At 64.5% G+C, this 14,714-nt stretch carries 18 protein-coding genes; 9 read left to right on the top strand and 9 right to left on the bottom strand.

The window, feature by feature from the left end; genetic code table 11:
* Positions 1 to 64: 64 nt before the first annotated feature.
* Complete coding sequence (locus RBH26_RS18185) at positions 65 to 400, bottom strand: ArsR family transcriptional regulator (RefSeq protein ID WP_306759798.1); 336 nt, start codon at positions 398 to 400, stop codon at positions 65 to 67.
* Positions 401 to 636: 236 nt separating this feature from the next.
* On the opposite strand from RBH26_RS18185, the gene RBH26_RS18180 reads away from it, so the two are divergent.
* A complete protein-coding gene (locus RBH26_RS18180; protein WP_306759797.1) occupies positions 637 to 1,068 on the top strand; it encodes a pyridoxamine 5'-phosphate oxidase family protein in 432 nt (143 codons plus the stop codon).
* A gap of 103 nt (positions 1,069 to 1,171) precedes the next feature.
* On the opposite strand, the gene RBH26_RS18175 is transcribed toward RBH26_RS18180, so the two are convergent.
* Together RBH26_RS18175 and RBH26_RS18170 are read right to left on the bottom strand one after the other, a co-directional pair.
* Positions 1,172 to 1,588 (bottom strand): universal stress protein, encoded by a 417-nt coding sequence (locus RBH26_RS18175; RefSeq protein ID WP_306759796.1) that lies wholly within the window; start codon positions 1,586 to 1,588, stop codon positions 1,172 to 1,174.
* A 149-nt stretch (positions 1,589 to 1,737) separates the two neighbouring features.
* Positions 1,738 to 2,343, bottom strand: a complete 606-nt coding sequence (locus RBH26_RS18170) for a metal-dependent hydrolase (protein ID WP_306759795.1) — start codon at positions 2,341 to 2,343, stop codon at positions 1,738 to 1,740.
* A 203-nt stretch (positions 2,344 to 2,546) separates the two neighbouring features.
* On the opposite strand from RBH26_RS18170, the gene RBH26_RS18165 reads away from it, so the two are divergent.
* The 3 genes from RBH26_RS18165 to RBH26_RS18155 all read left to right on the top strand — a co-directional run bounded on the left by RBH26_RS18165 (position 2,547) and on the right by RBH26_RS18155 (position 6,616).
* Positions 2,547 to 3,851, top strand: coding sequence for a hypothetical protein (locus tag RBH26_RS18165; RefSeq protein ID WP_306759794.1), 1,305 nt, complete (start codon positions 2,547 to 2,549; stop codon positions 3,849 to 3,851).
* Positions 3,852 to 3,889: 38 nt separating this feature from the next.
* Positions 3,890 to 5,521 carry an NAD-binding protein gene (locus tag RBH26_RS18160; protein WP_306759793.1) on the top strand — a complete coding sequence of 544 codons (1,632 nt, stop codon included), beginning with the start codon at positions 3,890 to 3,892 and terminating at the stop codon, positions 5,519 to 5,521.
* A 189-nt stretch (positions 5,522 to 5,710) separates the two neighbouring features.
* Positions 5,711 to 6,616: a glycosyltransferase gene (locus RBH26_RS18155; protein WP_306759792.1), complete on the top strand. Its 906-nt coding sequence runs from the start codon at positions 5,711 to 5,713 to the stop codon at positions 6,614 to 6,616.
* A 110-nt stretch (positions 6,617 to 6,726) separates the two neighbouring features.
* On the opposite strand, the gene RBH26_RS18150 is transcribed toward RBH26_RS18155, so the two are convergent.
* Complete coding sequence (locus tag RBH26_RS18150) at positions 6,727 to 7,482, bottom strand: diphthine--ammonia ligase (RefSeq protein WP_306759791.1); 756 nt, start codon at positions 7,480 to 7,482, stop codon at positions 6,727 to 6,729.
* Between the two features lie 200 nt (positions 7,483 to 7,682).
* Between RBH26_RS18150 and RBH26_RS18145 the strand changes: the two genes are divergently transcribed.
* Positions 7,683 to 7,877: a DUF2196 domain-containing protein gene (locus tag RBH26_RS18145; RefSeq protein WP_306759790.1), complete on the top strand. Its 195-nt coding sequence runs from the start codon at positions 7,683 to 7,685 to the stop codon at positions 7,875 to 7,877.
* Positions 7,878 to 7,886: 9 nt separating this feature from the next.
* Here the strand turns inward: RBH26_RS18145 and RBH26_RS18140 are convergent, their stop codons facing one another.
* The gene (locus RBH26_RS18140) at positions 7,887 to 8,060 is read right to left on the bottom strand and encodes a hypothetical protein (protein ID WP_306759789.1); all 174 of its coding nucleotides are present in this window, start codon (positions 8,058 to 8,060) and stop codon (positions 7,887 to 7,889) included.
* A 90-nt stretch (positions 8,061 to 8,150) separates the two neighbouring features.
* Here RBH26_RS18140 and RBH26_RS18135 point away from each other — a divergent pair, with 90 nt between their 5' ends.
* Positions 8,151 to 8,600 (top strand): universal stress protein, encoded by a 450-nt coding sequence (locus RBH26_RS18135; RefSeq protein ID WP_306759788.1) that lies wholly within the window; start codon positions 8,151 to 8,153, stop codon positions 8,598 to 8,600.
* A 132-nt stretch (positions 8,601 to 8,732) separates the two neighbouring features.
* Here RBH26_RS18135 and RBH26_RS18130 read toward each other — a convergent pair whose 3' ends face one another.
* Entirely contained in the window at positions 8,733 to 9,950 is a 1,218-nt protein-coding gene (locus tag RBH26_RS18130) for a CBS domain-containing protein (protein WP_306759787.1), read from the bottom strand.
* A gap of 187 nt (positions 9,951 to 10,137) precedes the next feature.
* Entirely contained in the window at positions 10,138 to 10,773 is a 636-nt protein-coding gene (locus RBH26_RS18125; RefSeq protein ID WP_306759786.1) for a phosphoribosyltransferase family protein, read from the bottom strand.
* Positions 10,774 to 10,885: 112 nt separating this feature from the next.
* Here RBH26_RS18125 and RBH26_RS18120 point away from each other — a divergent pair, with 112 nt between their 5' ends.
* Positions 10,886 to 11,527 carry an alpha/beta family hydrolase gene (locus RBH26_RS18120; protein WP_306759834.1) on the top strand — a complete coding sequence of 214 codons (642 nt, stop codon included), beginning with the start codon at positions 10,886 to 10,888 and terminating at the stop codon, positions 11,525 to 11,527.
* Positions 11,528 to 11,541: 14 nt separating this feature from the next.
* On the opposite strand, the gene RBH26_RS18115 is transcribed toward RBH26_RS18120, so the two are convergent.
* Positions 11,542 to 12,186, bottom strand: coding sequence for an HAD family phosphatase (locus RBH26_RS18115; protein ID WP_306759785.1), 645 nt, complete (start codon positions 12,184 to 12,186; stop codon positions 11,542 to 11,544).
* Positions 12,187 to 12,310: 124 nt separating this feature from the next.
* Here RBH26_RS18115 and RBH26_RS18110 point away from each other — a divergent pair, with 124 nt between their 5' ends.
* Positions 12,311 to 12,832, top strand: coding sequence for a DUF2267 domain-containing protein (locus RBH26_RS18110; RefSeq protein ID WP_306759784.1), 522 nt, complete (start codon positions 12,311 to 12,313; stop codon positions 12,830 to 12,832).
* 69 nt (positions 12,833 to 12,901) lie between these two features.
* On the opposite strand, the gene RBH26_RS18105 is transcribed toward RBH26_RS18110, so the two are convergent.
* Positions 12,902 to 14,155 (bottom strand): DUF4010 domain-containing protein, encoded by a 1,254-nt coding sequence (locus RBH26_RS18105; protein WP_306759783.1) that lies wholly within the window; start codon positions 14,153 to 14,155, stop codon positions 12,902 to 12,904.
* 364 nt (positions 14,156 to 14,519) lie between these two features.
* On the opposite strand from RBH26_RS18105, the gene RBH26_RS18100 reads away from it, so the two are divergent.
* On the top strand, positions 14,520 to 14,714 hold a 195-nt coding region (locus RBH26_RS18100; protein ID WP_306759782.1), incomplete at its 3' end, for a hypothetical protein.

Genomic DNA, 14,714 nt, shown 5'->3' with positions numbered 1-14,714 from the left:
CAGCAGTCCGTATCAGTTCCCGTCCGATCGTGTCCCACGGCCAAGACGCCAGCGGCCGCGTTCCCTATTCGGTCGCCTCGAGCACGCGCTGGACCAGCTCGCAGCGATAACAGCGAACTGCACCGCTGCGTCGGTCGTACTCGACTAGCCCCATATCGTCGAGCATCGGGAGGGTGACGTGGTGGAGTTCGGTCTCCCAGTCGACCGACGACTCCACGTCGTCGGCCACCCGCCGCCGGAGCGTCTCGACGTCGACCCAGTCGTCCTCTCCCTGGTTCAACGCGGCCACGATCCGCCGACGGCGGCTGTCTGCCAGGAGCCGAAGGACGTCGCCCGTTTCACACCGGCTCTGGACGACCCCGGTCTCGTCGACGATCTGGCGTTCTGTCATGGCTTCCATTGTGGCCGTATTCGACTGGGTGCCGGATATACCCTCCATCGTATTCCCACGGCGTGAAAGTACATCTTTCCCAGTACTATATCGTTCATACGACTTATTATTTTGCGTGTATAAATACGCCCTCATACGGACCGCTGTCTTCGTCGTTCGTTTCTCCGCTGCGATGACGGTCTCACCTCGCTACAAGTCACCGTATCTTCTTAAGCGAGAGTGTGGTCTAGCCGCCCGGTGTTCACATGACAGCACAGTGGTACGGTAAGTCGATGGCAGCAGACGAGATCACCGATTTTCTGAACGACCAGGCAACCGGCGTCCTCTCGCTTGCAAGCGACCGTCGCGCCTACGGCGTCCCGATGTCGTTCGCGTACGACGACGACGAACAGCGGGCGATCATGGACCTCGGGTTCGCCGACGAGAGCAAGAAACGCGAGTTCATCGAGACGAGCGAGGAGGTCTGTCTGACCGTCTACGACTGGAACAGCCCACACGACTGGACGAGCGTGATCGCCAGCGGTTCCCTCGAGTCCCTCGACGAGAGTGACGTCGACGACGATATCGAAGCGTGGTACTATCGCGTCGCGAAGGATATCGACGTCGAGGGTGACGTCGAACTCGAGTGGTACGAACTTCGGGTCGACGAGCTATCGGGAGTTGCGCTCTCCGAGTGAGACGGTCTGCTGTACCGATGTCCCGGCGCAACCGCAGACGAGACGCGGTCGTGCCGGTAGATGACAGCAGTCCGAAGGAGACCGACCGGTCGCTGACGACCGGTTATCGGACGACCGTCACCGGAACCGTTGCGCGGCGGACGACCTGTTCGGCGACGCTGCCAAGCAGGACGCGTGAGACGCCCGAGCGACCGTGGCTCCCGAGGACGATTTGATCGACGTCGTTCTCGTCCGCGAACTCGACGATTGCTCGTGCGGGCGCACCGATCATCGTCTCGGTCGTCAGCGACGTATCGTGTTCGTCGGCCAACTCCTCGGCCATCTCGAACAGCGTCTCGGCGGTTTCTTCCTCGAGTTCGATGAACCGCTCGAAGTTGAACGACGTGTCGCCGCGGTACATCGACATCGACGGGTTGACGACGTGTAACGCCGTGACATCGGCGTCCGGATAGATCTCGAAGGCGTGCTCGAGTGCGTCGCGGGCGGGCTCGGAGTCGTCGAGTGGCACCAGTACGTGCATACGTTACCGTTCGACGACCGAACGGATATACGGTCGGGATATTCCCACCGGTTGATCTGCCGTCCCGCCGGAACGTCTCCGCTGTCGGTCAGCGCCGGTACACCGATGAGTCGGCCGTGCGGTCGCCGGGGGTGAGGGTCGTGACCGTATCACCCCTTGCGATAGCGGGCGGGGAGATAGGGAACGAGCGGCGCCGGAACGAGGCCGGCGACGTACTCGGCGACGGTTGCGAGTGGCTTGCGCAACAGGACGTAGCCGGCCGAGACTGTGACGAATGCGAGCGTGACAGCGGTGGCGATCTCGTTTCCGACCACGAGCAGCGGGACCGCCGCGACGCCGGCGAGTGCGAGGTCTTCCGGGGCACCGTCGTACCGGACCCAGCGTCGAGGCTGGACCCAGCGGTCGTGGTAGTGGCTGTAGACCGCTCGCTCGGAGGTCCCCTCCCAGGGCCGGAGCTCGAGACCGCCGCCGAAGACGTCCGAAACGGCGTGTAACGCCGCCGCGGCCAGACCGACGGCGAGCGCGACCGTCAGCGTCGATGGGAACAGAAACGCGAGGCCGATCGCCGGAATCGTCGCCAGCGACGCGTAGACGGGATAGTGAAGCGTCTTCCGGTGGCCCGTATAGAGGTCGAGGTCGGGCGCCAGCCCGCCGACCAACCCCGCGACGAGCGCGATCGGGGCGAACTCCGGTGTGACTGCGTACACCGGTAGCGCGAGGACCATCCCCCAGAGCGCGTGGGTCGTCGCCATCATCGTGACCGTTCGTAGGCAACGGAAATACAAGTGTGTTTCCCGCGGCCGAACTCGAGTGCTGGCGACTCGAGTCGTCTAGTACCGTTCCAACCGTCGACTGATGGGTCGAATCGGACGACACCGCAGGATTCGACCCATCAGTGCAGGCTTGGACCGCCACTAGTGGGGATACGGATTTGGTCGGTCCCGCCCAACGAAGGCGCATGGAGCGAACCGACGACCTGGGGGCGTTGCTCTCGGAGACGGGGCCGAACGCGATCGTGGGGTGGGTGCTCGTCGTCGTCCTCTCACTGACCGCCGTCGTGACCGCTCTCGAGGGTGCATTCGACTGGACGCTCATCGCGATACTCGTCGTCACGATCGTTCTGGTACCCGCGACCGCGTTTCGTGACCCACGCGTCATGCCGCCGTGGGAACTCGTGGTGATCGCTGCCCTCCCGGTGGTGTGGCAGGCACTCCTCGCGCGGCCGTTCGCGACCGATATCGCGACGTATCTCGCGGTTGCCGCGCTGGCACTGCTGATCGCCGTGGAACTCCACCGATTCACGGCCGTTCGAATGACCCATCGGTTCGCTATCGTCCTCGTCGTTCTCACGACGCTCGCAGTAGCCGGCGTCTGGAACGTATTGCAGTGGCTCGCCGACGTCGTCCTGGGAACGTCGTTCGTACTCGACGGCCGCTCGCAGGACGCGATCAACGCCGACGTGATGGTCGAGTTTATCTACGCGGGGATTGCCGGTATCGGCGGCGGACTCGTCTTCGATCTGTACTTCAGGTCACAGGATCGGACGCCGACCGAGCGCACCGCCGTTCCGCCGACGGCGACCGAAGACCGGCACTCGTCGACCGATGGGGGTGAATCGCCGAAACTTCGGGATCGGCTCGGAATCTCCCCGCGTCGACAGCGACAGACGAGCCGAGCAATGCAGGTCGTACTCGTTGTCATCCTCCTCTGGGGCCTTTTTCTCCGGGATCTGCCGACGATCGCCAACGCCGCCGTCGCGCTCGCGATCACGTTCGTGCCGGCGATCTTCGAACACGAGTACGACCTGCCGATGGACGCGGGTCTGGTCCTCTGGATCACCGCCGCAGTCTTCCTCCACGCCCTGGGATCGGCTGGACTGTACGACGCTGTCGATCCGTGGGACCACCTCACTCACGCGCTGTCGGCGTCGGTCGTCGCCGCCACGGGCTATGCGCTCTTTCGGGCCGTCCACGTCCACACGGACGACGTCCATATCCCACCGACGGTGATGGGCGTGTTCATCCTCGTCTTCGTCCTCGCTGCCGGCGTCGTCTGGGAGATCCTCGAGTTCGTCATCGATCAGAGCGCGATCGTTCTCGGACTCGAGGCCGTCCTCGCCCAGCACGGGATCGACGACACGATGCTCGATCTCGTCTTCAACGTCGTCGGGGCCGTCATCGTCACCCTGTGGGGAACGGCCTATCTCACCGACGTCTCCGACTCGATCTCCGAGCGATTCGATCGCCGGTTCGAGACCGAGTGATCGACGGATTCTAGAGTGTCTAGTGACTGTGAGTAGCCATGTCGAACTGGTGGTCTCGCCGTACCGTGTACTACCTCGCGTTGGTCGTCGTGACGACGGCCGTTTTCACGGTCGCGTACAACGTCGGGATGGCGACCTGGGAAGAGCAGCCACAGCCGCTGATTCGGTCCCTCGAGGTCGTCTTCCAGAGTTTCACGACGACCGGCTACGGGCAGGACGCACCCTGGGAGACGACCCAGATGAACGTGTTGGTGATCGGGATGCAACTGGCCGGGGTCGGACTGATCCTCGCGGCGATCAACGCCTTCATCGTCCCCTGGTTCCGGACCGCCTTCGAGACGTCGCCGCCGACGGCAGCGCTCGATCTCGAAGACCACGTCGTCATCTGTGGGCATACGCCCCGGACGGAGTCGTTCGCGACCGAACTCGAGGCCAGAGACAGGCGGTTCGTCGTCGTCGAGTCCGACCTCGAGTCGGCGAGTGCGTTACACGAGGCTGGGTGGCGGGTCGTCCACGGCGATCCGGAATCCGTCGACGTCCTCGAGCGGGTAGGGATCAAGGCGGCGACCGCCGTCGTCGCGGACGCCCCGGACGACGTGAACGCGAGTATCGTGCTGTCGGTTCGGGAAGTGGACTCCGAGATTCCGGTGATAACGGTCGTCGAAGACGAAGAACTGGGCGAGTATCACCGAATCGCGGGGGCCGACGCAGTGTTGTCCCCTCGCCAACTGCTCGGTGAGAGTCTCGCAGGACGAGTCCCGACGGCGGTCACGACTGCAGTCGACGAGAGCGTCGCGATCAGCGACGACCTCGAACTGGTCGAGGTCTCGATCGCTGCCGGGAGTGACCTCTGTGATCGATCAATCGGGGAGTGTCGGTTCCCCGACCGATTCGGCGTCCGGGTCATCGGTGCCTGGCTCGACGGCGAGTTCGTGAGCCCGGTCGGATCGGAGTTCGAGGTCGACGCCGAGACACGACTCCTCGTCGCTGGCGCTCCGGACGGCGTCGAGGCGCTCCGATCGGAAGCGGCGTCGACCGTCCGTGAACTGGCCCCACAGCGAGTACTGATAGCCGGGTACGGCGAGTCAGGAACGGCGGCCGCTGGCGCGTTCGCAGAGACGAACACCGACGTGACCGTCCTCGACATCGAGGAGAAACCGACTGTCGACGTCGTAGGAGATGCCCGAGAACCGTCGACACTCCGCGAAGCAGGTGTCGAGGACGTCTCTGCGGTGATCGTCACCGTCGGCGACGACACGACCGCGATCTTCACCACGCTGATCGCTCGAGATTTAAATCCCGACGTCGATATCTTCGTCAGAGCGAACCAGGAGGCGGACGTAGCCAAACTCTATCGCGCCGGCGCAGACGACGTGCAATCGCTGGCGACGGTCAGCGGCCGGATGATGGCCGCCACCGTCTTAGAGGAGGAGGCGGCACTGGCGTTCGACAAGCAGGTCAGAGTGGTGACGGTTCCCGTCGGCGACCTGGCCGGACAGACGCCTGCCGACGTCGACCGAGAGATCGGCGTGACCCTTCTCGCCGTCGTCAGAGACGGTGAGGCGATCATCGACGTCGACGGACGGGAGTTAGCACTCGAGGCCGACGACGAACTCGTCCTGGCCGGAACCGACGAGAGCGTCAGCCAGTTCGAACGAACGTACGAGTAGCCATCACTGATACGGATTGCTGTACCTGTTTCCCGGCGCAACCACCGCCCGGGTCGCGGTTGCGCCGGCACTGACGGACAGGAAACCGTATGACTGCTGTCCGACAGTATCAGTCACGTGCCTCGAGTGGGGCCGCTGGCGGCCGACCGATCCCGAAACCATTAGTTTCGGTTCGATGAACTGGAATCGATGGCGAGTATCATCTTGCCGACGTTCGAGTGGACGACGTCCTGCGAGCAGGTGGCTCGTCAACTCGAGGCCGACGACGAACTGCTGGTCGTCTGTGACAGCCCGGCCGACCCCGTCGCGAGCGCAGACCTCCCCGAAGCGGCCGACCTGCTGGTCGCCGGCGACCCCGAAGGCTGTTCGGGGAAGGCAAACGCCGTCGCGCACGCGCTGGAACACGTCGCCCAGGATCGGATCGTCCTGACCGACGACGACGTCGACCGTGACGACGACTGGCTGGCCACGATCAAACGCCTCGGCGAGGAACACGGGACAGTGACGGCGATTCCCGTCTTCTACAGCGAGGAGTACCCGTTCAAACTGCTCGAGCCGCTGTGTATCGTGGTTGCTTCTATCGTCGTCGATCGGACGAACTGGGTGACCTGGGGCGGTGGCGTCACGTTCGACCGGCGCGAGATCGACGTCGACGCCTACGTCGACGACCTGCGCCGGACCGTCTCCGACGACGCGTTGCTCGCCGAGTACACCGACGAGGTCGTCGCCTCCCGAGCACTCGTCAACGGGGTCCGGGTTCCGGGTGGACCACGGGCGACCTACGAACGGCTCACGCGGTTCGTCACGATTTTCTACCGGTTCGCGCCGCGCCGGACGCTCGCGATCCTCGCGCTGTTCCTCGCGATCCTCGTGGTCGGCGTCGTCGCGCCACTGCTCGTCGCCGCGGGCGTGACCGCCCTCGCGTACGACCGCTACCGTGCGCTCGGCGTCGACCGACGGACGTGGCTCTTTGCGGTTCCGTCGCTCGTCCTCACGCCGTTTCTCGGGGTCGCCGGTATCGCCAGACCGACGTTCGTCTGGGGCGGGCGGCGGTATCGCTGGGACGACACGTTCGACGTGGTCGTCGTCGACTGAGACGGTCTCCTGTCGTCACGTCCTGCCGATCGCCAGGGCGTGGCCGGCGATCGGTGGGAGATCGGGACAGCAGTCCGTATGACGATGTGGACTCGGTACCGTCGTCCGTCTCACTCGTCAGCCGGGTCTTCGAGCCACGCGTCGGTGATCCGCACTCGGCCCCAGGACCCGTGCCACTCCCGTTCGAACTCGAGGCCGATCGGCCGGGACATGTGTGGCCCGTCGGTCACGACCGTCTCGAACTCGCCGCCCTCGCCGAGGAGGGAGACGTCGTACTCGTGGCCGAGTCTTTCGAGGTCGGCGAGTGCCTCGTAATCCAGCTGCCGGCCGAGCCAGCGCTCGTCGAACCCGGGTGCGGTCACCTCGACGACGACGATCTCGAGGCCGCCGTCGAGCATCGCTTCCGCGAGTTCGCGTGGCTCTGCCCCCCACAGCGGCGCCCGAAACGCACAGCCGACGCGGTCACAGATCGACCGGACGCGGTCTGCCCGGTGTTGGTCCGTGACCGTCCCGACGACGATTCCCGCGAGCCCGTCCGCGAGTGCGTCCGCCAGCTCGCGAACGGTCTCCTCGAGTGGGCGCAGGTCGGCGTCGGCTCCCGCTGGATCGGCCACGACGTCGGGCGGTTCGGCGTCAATAGTGGGGAGTCCGGCGTCGACGAGGGGGAGCCCGATGCTCCGCGCGGCGAGTCGGACGACCGGCGTGGCCGGTGTGTGATACGCCGAGGTGTCGGCCGCGTGGACGTAGACCAGTCGACGGACGTCGAGCCCCGACGCCTGGCTCCGGTGGAGTGTCCACGCCGACTCTTTGCCGCCCGAAAAGAGGACGATCCAGCCGCCGTCGTGGTCGCTTGTCGTGTCGGTCATACTATCTTCCCTGATCACCGATCCAGGGGCCGACGGAACTGACGTACCCGACGTACGGCCGGCCCCAGGTCGAGCGATGCTACACCGACGAGCCACATAGCCGCTGTGCTGGTGCGCGTGACTCCCACTCGAGCCAACAGGACGACGTGCTCGAGACCGACACAATCCTCTAAGGGAATCGCCGTCGTTGGGAGACTCGTATGTCCGCAGACCTGCCAACGCGGGACGAACTCGTCCAGGGAATGACCGTCGAGATCGAACAGGAAAACGGTGACCGGATCGTCGGCGAGGTCGGCGCCGTCCTCTCCGACGAGCGGACCCATCCCGAGGGCATTCTCGTCAAACTCAAGTCCGGCGCGCGGGGACGAGTCAAGCGCATCGGACCGGACGTCTGATCGGCTGTCCTACTCGAGGCCGAACGGGGTGTCGTACTCGGTCGGACGCTGTGGACGTCCGCTCGAGTTCCTGGGATGGAACGACGTCACAGCGGTACTCTCTCGACCCCCCTCGCGTACGGTCTCGAGCGGTGGCGTTCGTTCGGCGCTACCGTCCCCGTCGCTGTGGTCGAGTGCGCTCACGTGAATTGGGAGTCCTCCACCCCAGGGGGTGAGAAAGGTGGACCGGTCGCGCGGGGACGTTTTAACTCCGTGGACGGCGAACGGAGACCCATGCAGTTCCTCGTGGCCGTCGACGGCTCCGAAGAGTCCGAGAACGCACTCGCCTACGCCGCCGACATCGCGGACGCGATGGATGGCTCGATCACGGTTGCCTACGCGGCCGACCCCACCGTCCACGACGAGGGCGGGGACGAACCGACAGTCTCACTGTGGGACGCCGACCAGCGACTCGTCCTCGAGAGCATCGACGACGCCGAACAGCGGGGGCTCGATCTCCTCGAGGACGTCTCGGCGTTCGCCGACGAACTCGGACACGACGTCGAGACCGAACTGCTCTACGGCGATCCGGTCACGGCGATTACCGACTTCGCCGAGGACGAGGGGATCGACACGATTTTCGTCGGTCACCGCGGCCGCTCCGAGCGGACGGATGCGATGGTCGGCAGCGTCGCGAAGTCGATCGTCGAACGGGCGACCGTTCCGGTGACCGTCGTGCGCTGATACGGACTGTCGTCCCGATCTCCCGCCGATCGCCGACCCCGTGTGGCCGTGTTGGCGATCGGCGGTCAGTGACGACAGGAGACCGTATGACGCTGCCGTAACCGTTGCTTATACTGCCGGAGTCCGACAGTATCACTCTTCGAGCATCCAGCCGAAGCGTTTCTCCCAGAACTCCTCGCTTGGCGGTTTCTTCGACCGGCCGTAGGTCTTGCGGTCGCGGATCTGTCGCTCCAAGACGTCGCGGGCCTCGTTTATCGCGTGACTCGCGCCGTACCCCTCCCCGGAGGCGACGTACAGCCCCCGGTCGGTGTGCAGGCGGATTCGGGCGAGCAACAGCGGCGTTCCACGCCGTTTCTCGTTGTGTTCGTGGAGGTGAACCTTCGCGTCTAAGACGTTCATCCCGTGGTCTTTGTCGTCGAAGTTCTCGACCATCGCCACGATCTCGTCGTAGGTCATGTCGTCGATCAGGTTGGTGCCGTAAACCTGGACACCGCGATTGCCGCCGGCTTCCCACGTCAGCGAGTCGAGGACGTCGGTCTTCGTGACGATGCCGTGTGGCGAGCCGTTTCTGGTTACGACCAGTGACGAGGCGTCGATCTCGAACATCTCCTCGACGGCGACGTCGAGCGTCTCCTCCGGGTGAATCGTGCGAACCGGCGACGTCATCACGTCACGGATCGGGAGATCGAGCATCCGATCGGATTCGCCCTCCCGCGCTCCGTACCCGCCACGGCGCGATCGGGCCGTACTCGAGGAGATCTCGCCACCGAAGGGATCGGTGCCGCCGGCGTCGCCGCCCTGGCTCTGGACCTCCGCACGCACCGTCATCGTGGTCACGTCGTATAAGCTGAGGATGCCGACCGCCGAATCGTTCTCGACGACCGGCAGATGCGTGATACGGTGTTCCCGAAACCGGTTGAGTGCGTCGCCGATGGTCGAATCGGGATCCAGCGAGATCAGATCCGCGGAGTGGGCTTCGGCGACCGTCGCCGCGTCGAGATACGGCGTCACTTTCTCGAGGATCGCGTCGGCGGTGACGACCCCGATCAGCTCTTGCCCCTCGAAGACGGGCAGGAGCTGTGAGTCGCTGTCGATCATCAGCTGTGCGACCTTGCGGATGTCCTCGTCGGGGGCGAGTCGCGGCACGTGCCAGACCAGCGAGCCGAGCTTTTCGTTTGGCTGGCGGTGTGACGTAGCGAGCTGTCGCCGGGTGACGACGCCCTCGAACGCGTCGTCGCGGACGACGACGCCCTCGACGTCGGAATCGGAAAACGTTCCGACGAGCTTCGAGACGGTTGTTTCTGGTGTGAATTCGGCGAACTTCTCTGAGACGATATCTTCGATGTTCATGGTTGTGGCCTCTCGGTCGGTCGTTCGGACGGTGTCTGTACAGCGGTCGACGAGCGCCGTTATCGGACCTTCATCGTTCGGTCTCAAGTAGTCGGTGGTCGTTCCCACGACCTCGAAGCCGGCTCCGACACGACGCTTCGATCCCGGCCTGGTTTCGATTTGCGGTCCGTGGCCGGTCGATCCGCGCTTACGACTCCAGATACGCCATCGCCTCTTCGTCGGACACCTGCTCGAAGTTCTGGTAGAACTGTCCGACGCCCCTGAAGCCGGCAGGAGTCTCGAGACAGACGACCTCGTCGACCGTCTCCTCGAGTTCGGCGATCGTGTCCGGCGGGCCGACCGGCACCGCCAGTATGATCCGTTCGGCATCGGAGTTTGTGAGCTGCTCGAGACAGGCTCTGGCGGTCGATCCCGTCGCGACGCCGTCGTCGACGACCACGACGGTCTTGTCGGTCAGATCGGGTTTCGGTCGCCCGTCGCGATACCGCTTGGCCTTCTGGCGTGCGTTTTCCGCCTCCGTCTCGCGTTGTTCCTCGAAGTACTCCTCGTCGGTCCGCGTCCCGCTGATCGCGCGTTCGTTACGCCAGACGCTGCCGTCGCTTGCGACGGCGCCGACGGCATACTCCGGATTTCCGGGCGCGCCGATCTTCTTCGCGACGACGATATCGAGTGGCACGTCGAGTGCGTCGGCGACCGCGCGGCCGAGCGGTAGTCCCCCTCGCGGAATCGCGAGTGCGATGTCCGCGTCGATCCCACGTTCGAGGAGTTCCTCCCCGAGTCGCTCTCCGGCGTCGGTTCTGTCCGTGAATCGTCGTGTAGCCATCGGTTCGGACCTGTGAACGATGTGTGGACATATATAACGTACAGGTGAGCGAGGTGACCGACGACCGTGACGACCCCCGTCCATGAAGTACGCTGCCGTCGTCGAAACAGGTATGACACAGCCGACGGATACCCTCGTCGACATCCCGGTCGACGACGTTACTCTCGAGGGCATGCTCGAGATTCCGGCCGACGCGTCGGGCGTGGTCGTCTTCGCCCACGGCAGCGGTTCCAGTCGAAAGAGCCCGCGTAACAACTACGTCGCGGAGGTCATCCGCGAGCGTGGACTCGGGACCCTGCTGTTCGACCTGCTCACCGAGGCGGAAGACCAGTACCGCGAGAACCGCTTCGACATCCCGTTGCTCACTGACCGACTCGTCGGCGCCACCGAGTGGCTGTGGGACCGCGAGGACACGCGGGACGTCGACGTCGGCTACTTCGGCTCGAGTACGGGTGCCGCGTCCGCGCTTCGAGCGGCAGCACGCATGCAGGACGACGTCGACGCCGTCGTTTCGCGTGGCGGCCGCGTCGACATGGCCGCCGAGGTACTCGATGAGGTCCGGGCACCGTCTCTGTTTATCGTCGGCGGCAACGACACGCAGGTACTCGAACGCAACCGCGAGGCCCGCGCTCAACTCACCTGCGAGAACGAACTCCACGTCGTCGAGGGCGCGGGCCACCTCTTCGAAGGCGAGGGCGAACTCGAGGAGGTCGCCGAGGTCGCGGCTGACTGGTTTGCCGACGAGGTGGCTTGACCTCCTCCGACGGTTCAGTTCGCCTCGACGATCCCGTGTTGTTCGAAGTAGAGCTGGAGCCGCTGCATCGACGTCACGACGACGTCGCAGTGTCGCTCGACGACCGGCTCCGGAGCGAACCCGACGGCGGTGCCCGCGACACGGAGCATCGGTGCGTCGAGCGCTCCGTTGCCGACCGCGACGGTCCGATCGAGGTCGACGCCCTCGGCAGTCGCGAGTTCGGTCAGCGCCCGGTCTTTTCCACCCTCGAGTAAGGGGCCCTCGACGTCACCCGTCAGCGCCTCGTTTTCCACCACGAGACGGTTCGCCACGACGTGGTCGGCCGTGACCCCAGCCTCCTCGAGTGCTGCCTCGACGGCCCGCTCGAAACTCCCCGTGACGATCGCGACCGGAACGTCCGACCGCCGCAGGTCGCTGATCAACTCGGCGGCGCCGTCGCGCAACGTCGTCCGTTCGAACGCCGTCTCGACCCGTCGTTCCGGCATTCCCTCGAGAAGGGACACCCGCTGTCGAAGGGTCGTTTCGAACGCCGTCTCGCCCTGGAATCCCTGTTCGACGAGTCCGCGGATCTCGCCTGCGACGTCGTACTCCTGTCCGAGGAGGACGCTCGGGTCGGACTGGGAGAGCGTTTCGTCGAAGTCGAACGCGACGAGTGTCATGCGTTCCCGTTCACCGATACTCCTCTTAATAGAGTGTCGCCGGCGTCCGGTCGCTCTCCCGGACGGTCTCGTGGCGAAACACGTCCCCTGTAGCTTGACGTCCCTGCTCGACGAGTGTCAGCCTATGAACTTCGACGAGTTCACCGGCGAAGTACAGCACCGACTCGAGTTTCCCGACACCGGTCGGACCGTCCGCGCGATCCGGGCGACGCTGATGACGCTTGGACAGCGGATTCCGGAGGGTGCGGCCGAAGACCTCGCCGCTTCGCTCCCGATGGAAGTCAAGTGGTACATGACCGGTGCCGTCCAGGAACACGGGCAACGATTCGACTGGCAGGAGTTCATCGAACGCGTCAGCGAGATCGAGGGCGATCGGACCGATCCACCGGAAGCCGCGTACCACGCCCGGATCATCGTCGACCTCGTGGAGTCGCTCGTGCCACCGTCGGACTTCCAGCAACTCCGCGACCAGCTTCCGGAGAGTCAGGACGACGAGAACTGGCGGAAGCTGTTCGAGGTCGTCGACGCCGGCGGCTGGGGTGACGCCCAGGAGGCACAGACCGGCGGCGGACCCCAGCCCGACCCCGAAACGCGGGCCGAACCCGGTCCGGCGGGCGACGAGCCGCGGACTGACGTCGACGAGTGACGTCCCTCGAGCGGGGAGTGGCGCTTTCGCATCCGTGCCACCCTGCGGAACCGGGCGTCCGGCTTCGAGTCACGTAAGCGCGAAGACGACGATTCCGACGACGGCGATCAGCGCCATCGGTGCTGCGGCCTTCGATCGCATTCGTCCACTCACGACCTCGACCAGGACGATCTTCGCGGTCAGGCTCGCCGTGATCCCCAGTACGACCATTCCGGCTGCCTGGTTCGTGCCGACGGTTCCATCGTTGAACACCGTCGCCGCACTCACTGCGACGGCGGCCGACGATACGAGACCCCCCGCAAACGCCGTCGCGTACAGCCCGAGGTTCCCGAACCACGTCTCGGCGACGACCGAGACGAGCAGGATGGCCGCGTACGCGGCCGAGAACTTCGCGGCTGCCGCAAGCGAGAGCGGCGACTCGAGGTCGAGATCGAACTGCTCGTAGACGTCACCTCGAGTCCACAGGACGATCGTGATCGCGACGGTCACTCCCACCATCGCCACGATCGGCTGCCAGAGCGCCCAGAGCAGCCCGGTCGCGAGAACGACGGCGATCCCGGTGTTTCGTACGATCATCGAGACGGTCGCCAACAACAACGCGGCCGACGCCGCATCGAGCACGTCGCGCGACTGGTTCGAAATCCGGGCGAGGACACCGGCCGCCGCAAAGGAGTTTGCCCCTCCTGCGAGGAGCCCGGTGATGGCCAGGCCTCTCGAGCCACCCAGTTGTTGCATCGATACGTACGAGGTAAACTCGATCAGCAACACGAAGATCGCAAACAGGAGCACCTCGCGAAGTGACAGCACGCCGAACGGGTCGATCGGCGCGGCCGGGACGATCGGGTACAGGATGAACACCAGGGCACCGAGTTTCAGCGAGTCGAGCAGCTCCCGGTCGGAGACGTTTTCGACGTAGCGGTGGAGCCGTTCCTTTTCCGAGAGGAGCACGACCAGAACGATGGCGATCGACGTCGACTCGAAGAACTGTTCGTAGCCGACGAGGATACCAAGCAGTGCGACGAGGAACACGGTGACAGACGTCGTCAGCCCGACGTCCTCCTCGGTGAGAACGAATCGAACGTAGACGACGGCGAGCGCGAAGGCGGCAGCGAGGCCGAGATAGATCACGATGACGAGGGGTTGGCCCTCCTGATGGGCGATATGGACGGCGATCGGTCCGCCACCACACAGCAACGCCAGCGTCCGAAGCCCTGCGAACTTCCGTCTTGGCCGTCGCTCCCGCTCTAGTCCGATCAGGCCGCCCGTGGCGATGGCTATGAGCACCTGAATCAGCAACTCCGACACTGCAATCGTCTCGATCATCACTGTACTGCTCGCTCTCTCCAACTCCCGTGTTGTCTCCCGTCGTCCCGCGACTGTCGATGCATCCGTTCGCCGTTCACGATAGCGTCTCCACGGTTATATATATCGACGACTATCCGGACGCGGAAGACGCCCGTCCTGCGATCGGGACTCGAGCGCACCCAGCTATCGTATAGTAGCTACTGCTATCCGGCAGTATGACTACAGGAGACCGTATGGAGAAGGACGAAACGTACCAGCGAGAAGTGGTTATTCACGGCGAAGGCGAGTACGAGATGGGGCTTTTGATTACTTGTGGTGAAGTCCCCGAGGCATAAGCCAACGAGAGATCGGCCCCGGAGCCAGTCGGTTTCGTGTTCGGAACATGGCCCATTCAAGTACCAGCTTCGGAAAGATAAACAGAAGGAGTGCTCGAATTCCGACTCCAGTTTCTGGGTCAATACCTCCGACATACACAATCGGAGATATAATCATCATGAACAAAACACCAAAAGGCAAGATGATTAGGAGCCAGTACATCCCTGCATTTTCTGGGATCTCTGCAATCGTAGCCCCTGAA

This window comes from Natronolimnohabitans sp. A-GB9, from assembly GCF_030848565.1.
GTDB lineage: Archaea > Halobacteriota > Halobacteria > Halobacteriales > Natrialbaceae > Natronolimnohabitans.
This window is presented reverse-complemented; position numbering and strand designations above follow the sequence as displayed.

What these genes read in the sequence shown, in the direction of transcription:
- RBH26_RS18185 (WP_306759798.1), bottom strand. Translation starts at nt 400, where the DNA reads ATGGAAGCCATGACAGAACGCCAGATCGTCGACGAGACCGGGGTCGTC.
- RBH26_RS18180 (WP_306759797.1), top strand. Translation starts at nt 637, where the DNA reads ATGACAGCACAGTGGTACGGTAAGTCGATGGCAGCAGACGAGATCACC.
- RBH26_RS18175 (WP_306759796.1), bottom strand. Translation starts at nt 1,588, where the DNA reads ATGCACGTACTGGTGCCACTCGACGACTCCGAGCCCGCCCGCGACGCA.
- RBH26_RS18170 (WP_306759795.1), bottom strand. Translation starts at nt 2,343, where the DNA reads ATGATGGCGACGACCCACGCGCTCTGGGGGATGGTCCTCGCGCTACCG.
- RBH26_RS18165 (WP_306759794.1), top strand. Translation starts at nt 2,547, where the DNA reads ATGGAGCGAACCGACGACCTGGGGGCGTTGCTCTCGGAGACGGGGCCG.
- RBH26_RS18160 (WP_306759793.1), top strand. Translation starts at nt 3,890, where the DNA reads ATGTCGAACTGGTGGTCTCGCCGTACCGTGTACTACCTCGCGTTGGTC.
- RBH26_RS18155 (WP_306759792.1), top strand. Translation starts at nt 5,711, where the DNA reads ATGGCGAGTATCATCTTGCCGACGTTCGAGTGGACGACGTCCTGCGAG.
- RBH26_RS18150 (WP_306759791.1), bottom strand. Translation starts at nt 7,482, where the DNA reads ATGACCGACACGACAAGCGACCACGACGGCGGCTGGATCGTCCTCTTT.
- RBH26_RS18145 (WP_306759790.1), top strand. Translation starts at nt 7,683, where the DNA reads ATGTCCGCAGACCTGCCAACGCGGGACGAACTCGTCCAGGGAATGACC.
- RBH26_RS18135 (WP_306759788.1), top strand. Translation starts at nt 8,151, where the DNA reads ATGCAGTTCCTCGTGGCCGTCGACGGCTCCGAAGAGTCCGAGAACGCA.
- RBH26_RS18130 (WP_306759787.1), bottom strand. Translation starts at nt 9,950, where the DNA reads ATGAACATCGAAGATATCGTCTCAGAGAAGTTCGCCGAATTCACACCA.
- RBH26_RS18125 (WP_306759786.1), bottom strand. Translation starts at nt 10,773, where the DNA reads ATGGCTACACGACGATTCACGGACAGAACCGACGCCGGAGAGCGACTC.
- RBH26_RS18120 (WP_306759834.1), top strand. Translation starts at nt 10,886, where the DNA reads ATGACACAGCCGACGGATACCCTCGTCGACATCCCGGTCGACGACGTT.
- RBH26_RS18115 (WP_306759785.1), bottom strand. Translation starts at nt 12,186, where the DNA reads ATGACACTCGTCGCGTTCGACTTCGACGAAACGCTCTCCCAGTCCGAC.
- RBH26_RS18110 (WP_306759784.1), top strand. Translation starts at nt 12,311, where the DNA reads ATGAACTTCGACGAGTTCACCGGCGAAGTACAGCACCGACTCGAGTTT.
- RBH26_RS18105 (WP_306759783.1), bottom strand. Translation starts at nt 14,155, where the DNA reads ATGATCGAGACGATTGCAGTGTCGGAGTTGCTGATTCAGGTGCTCATA.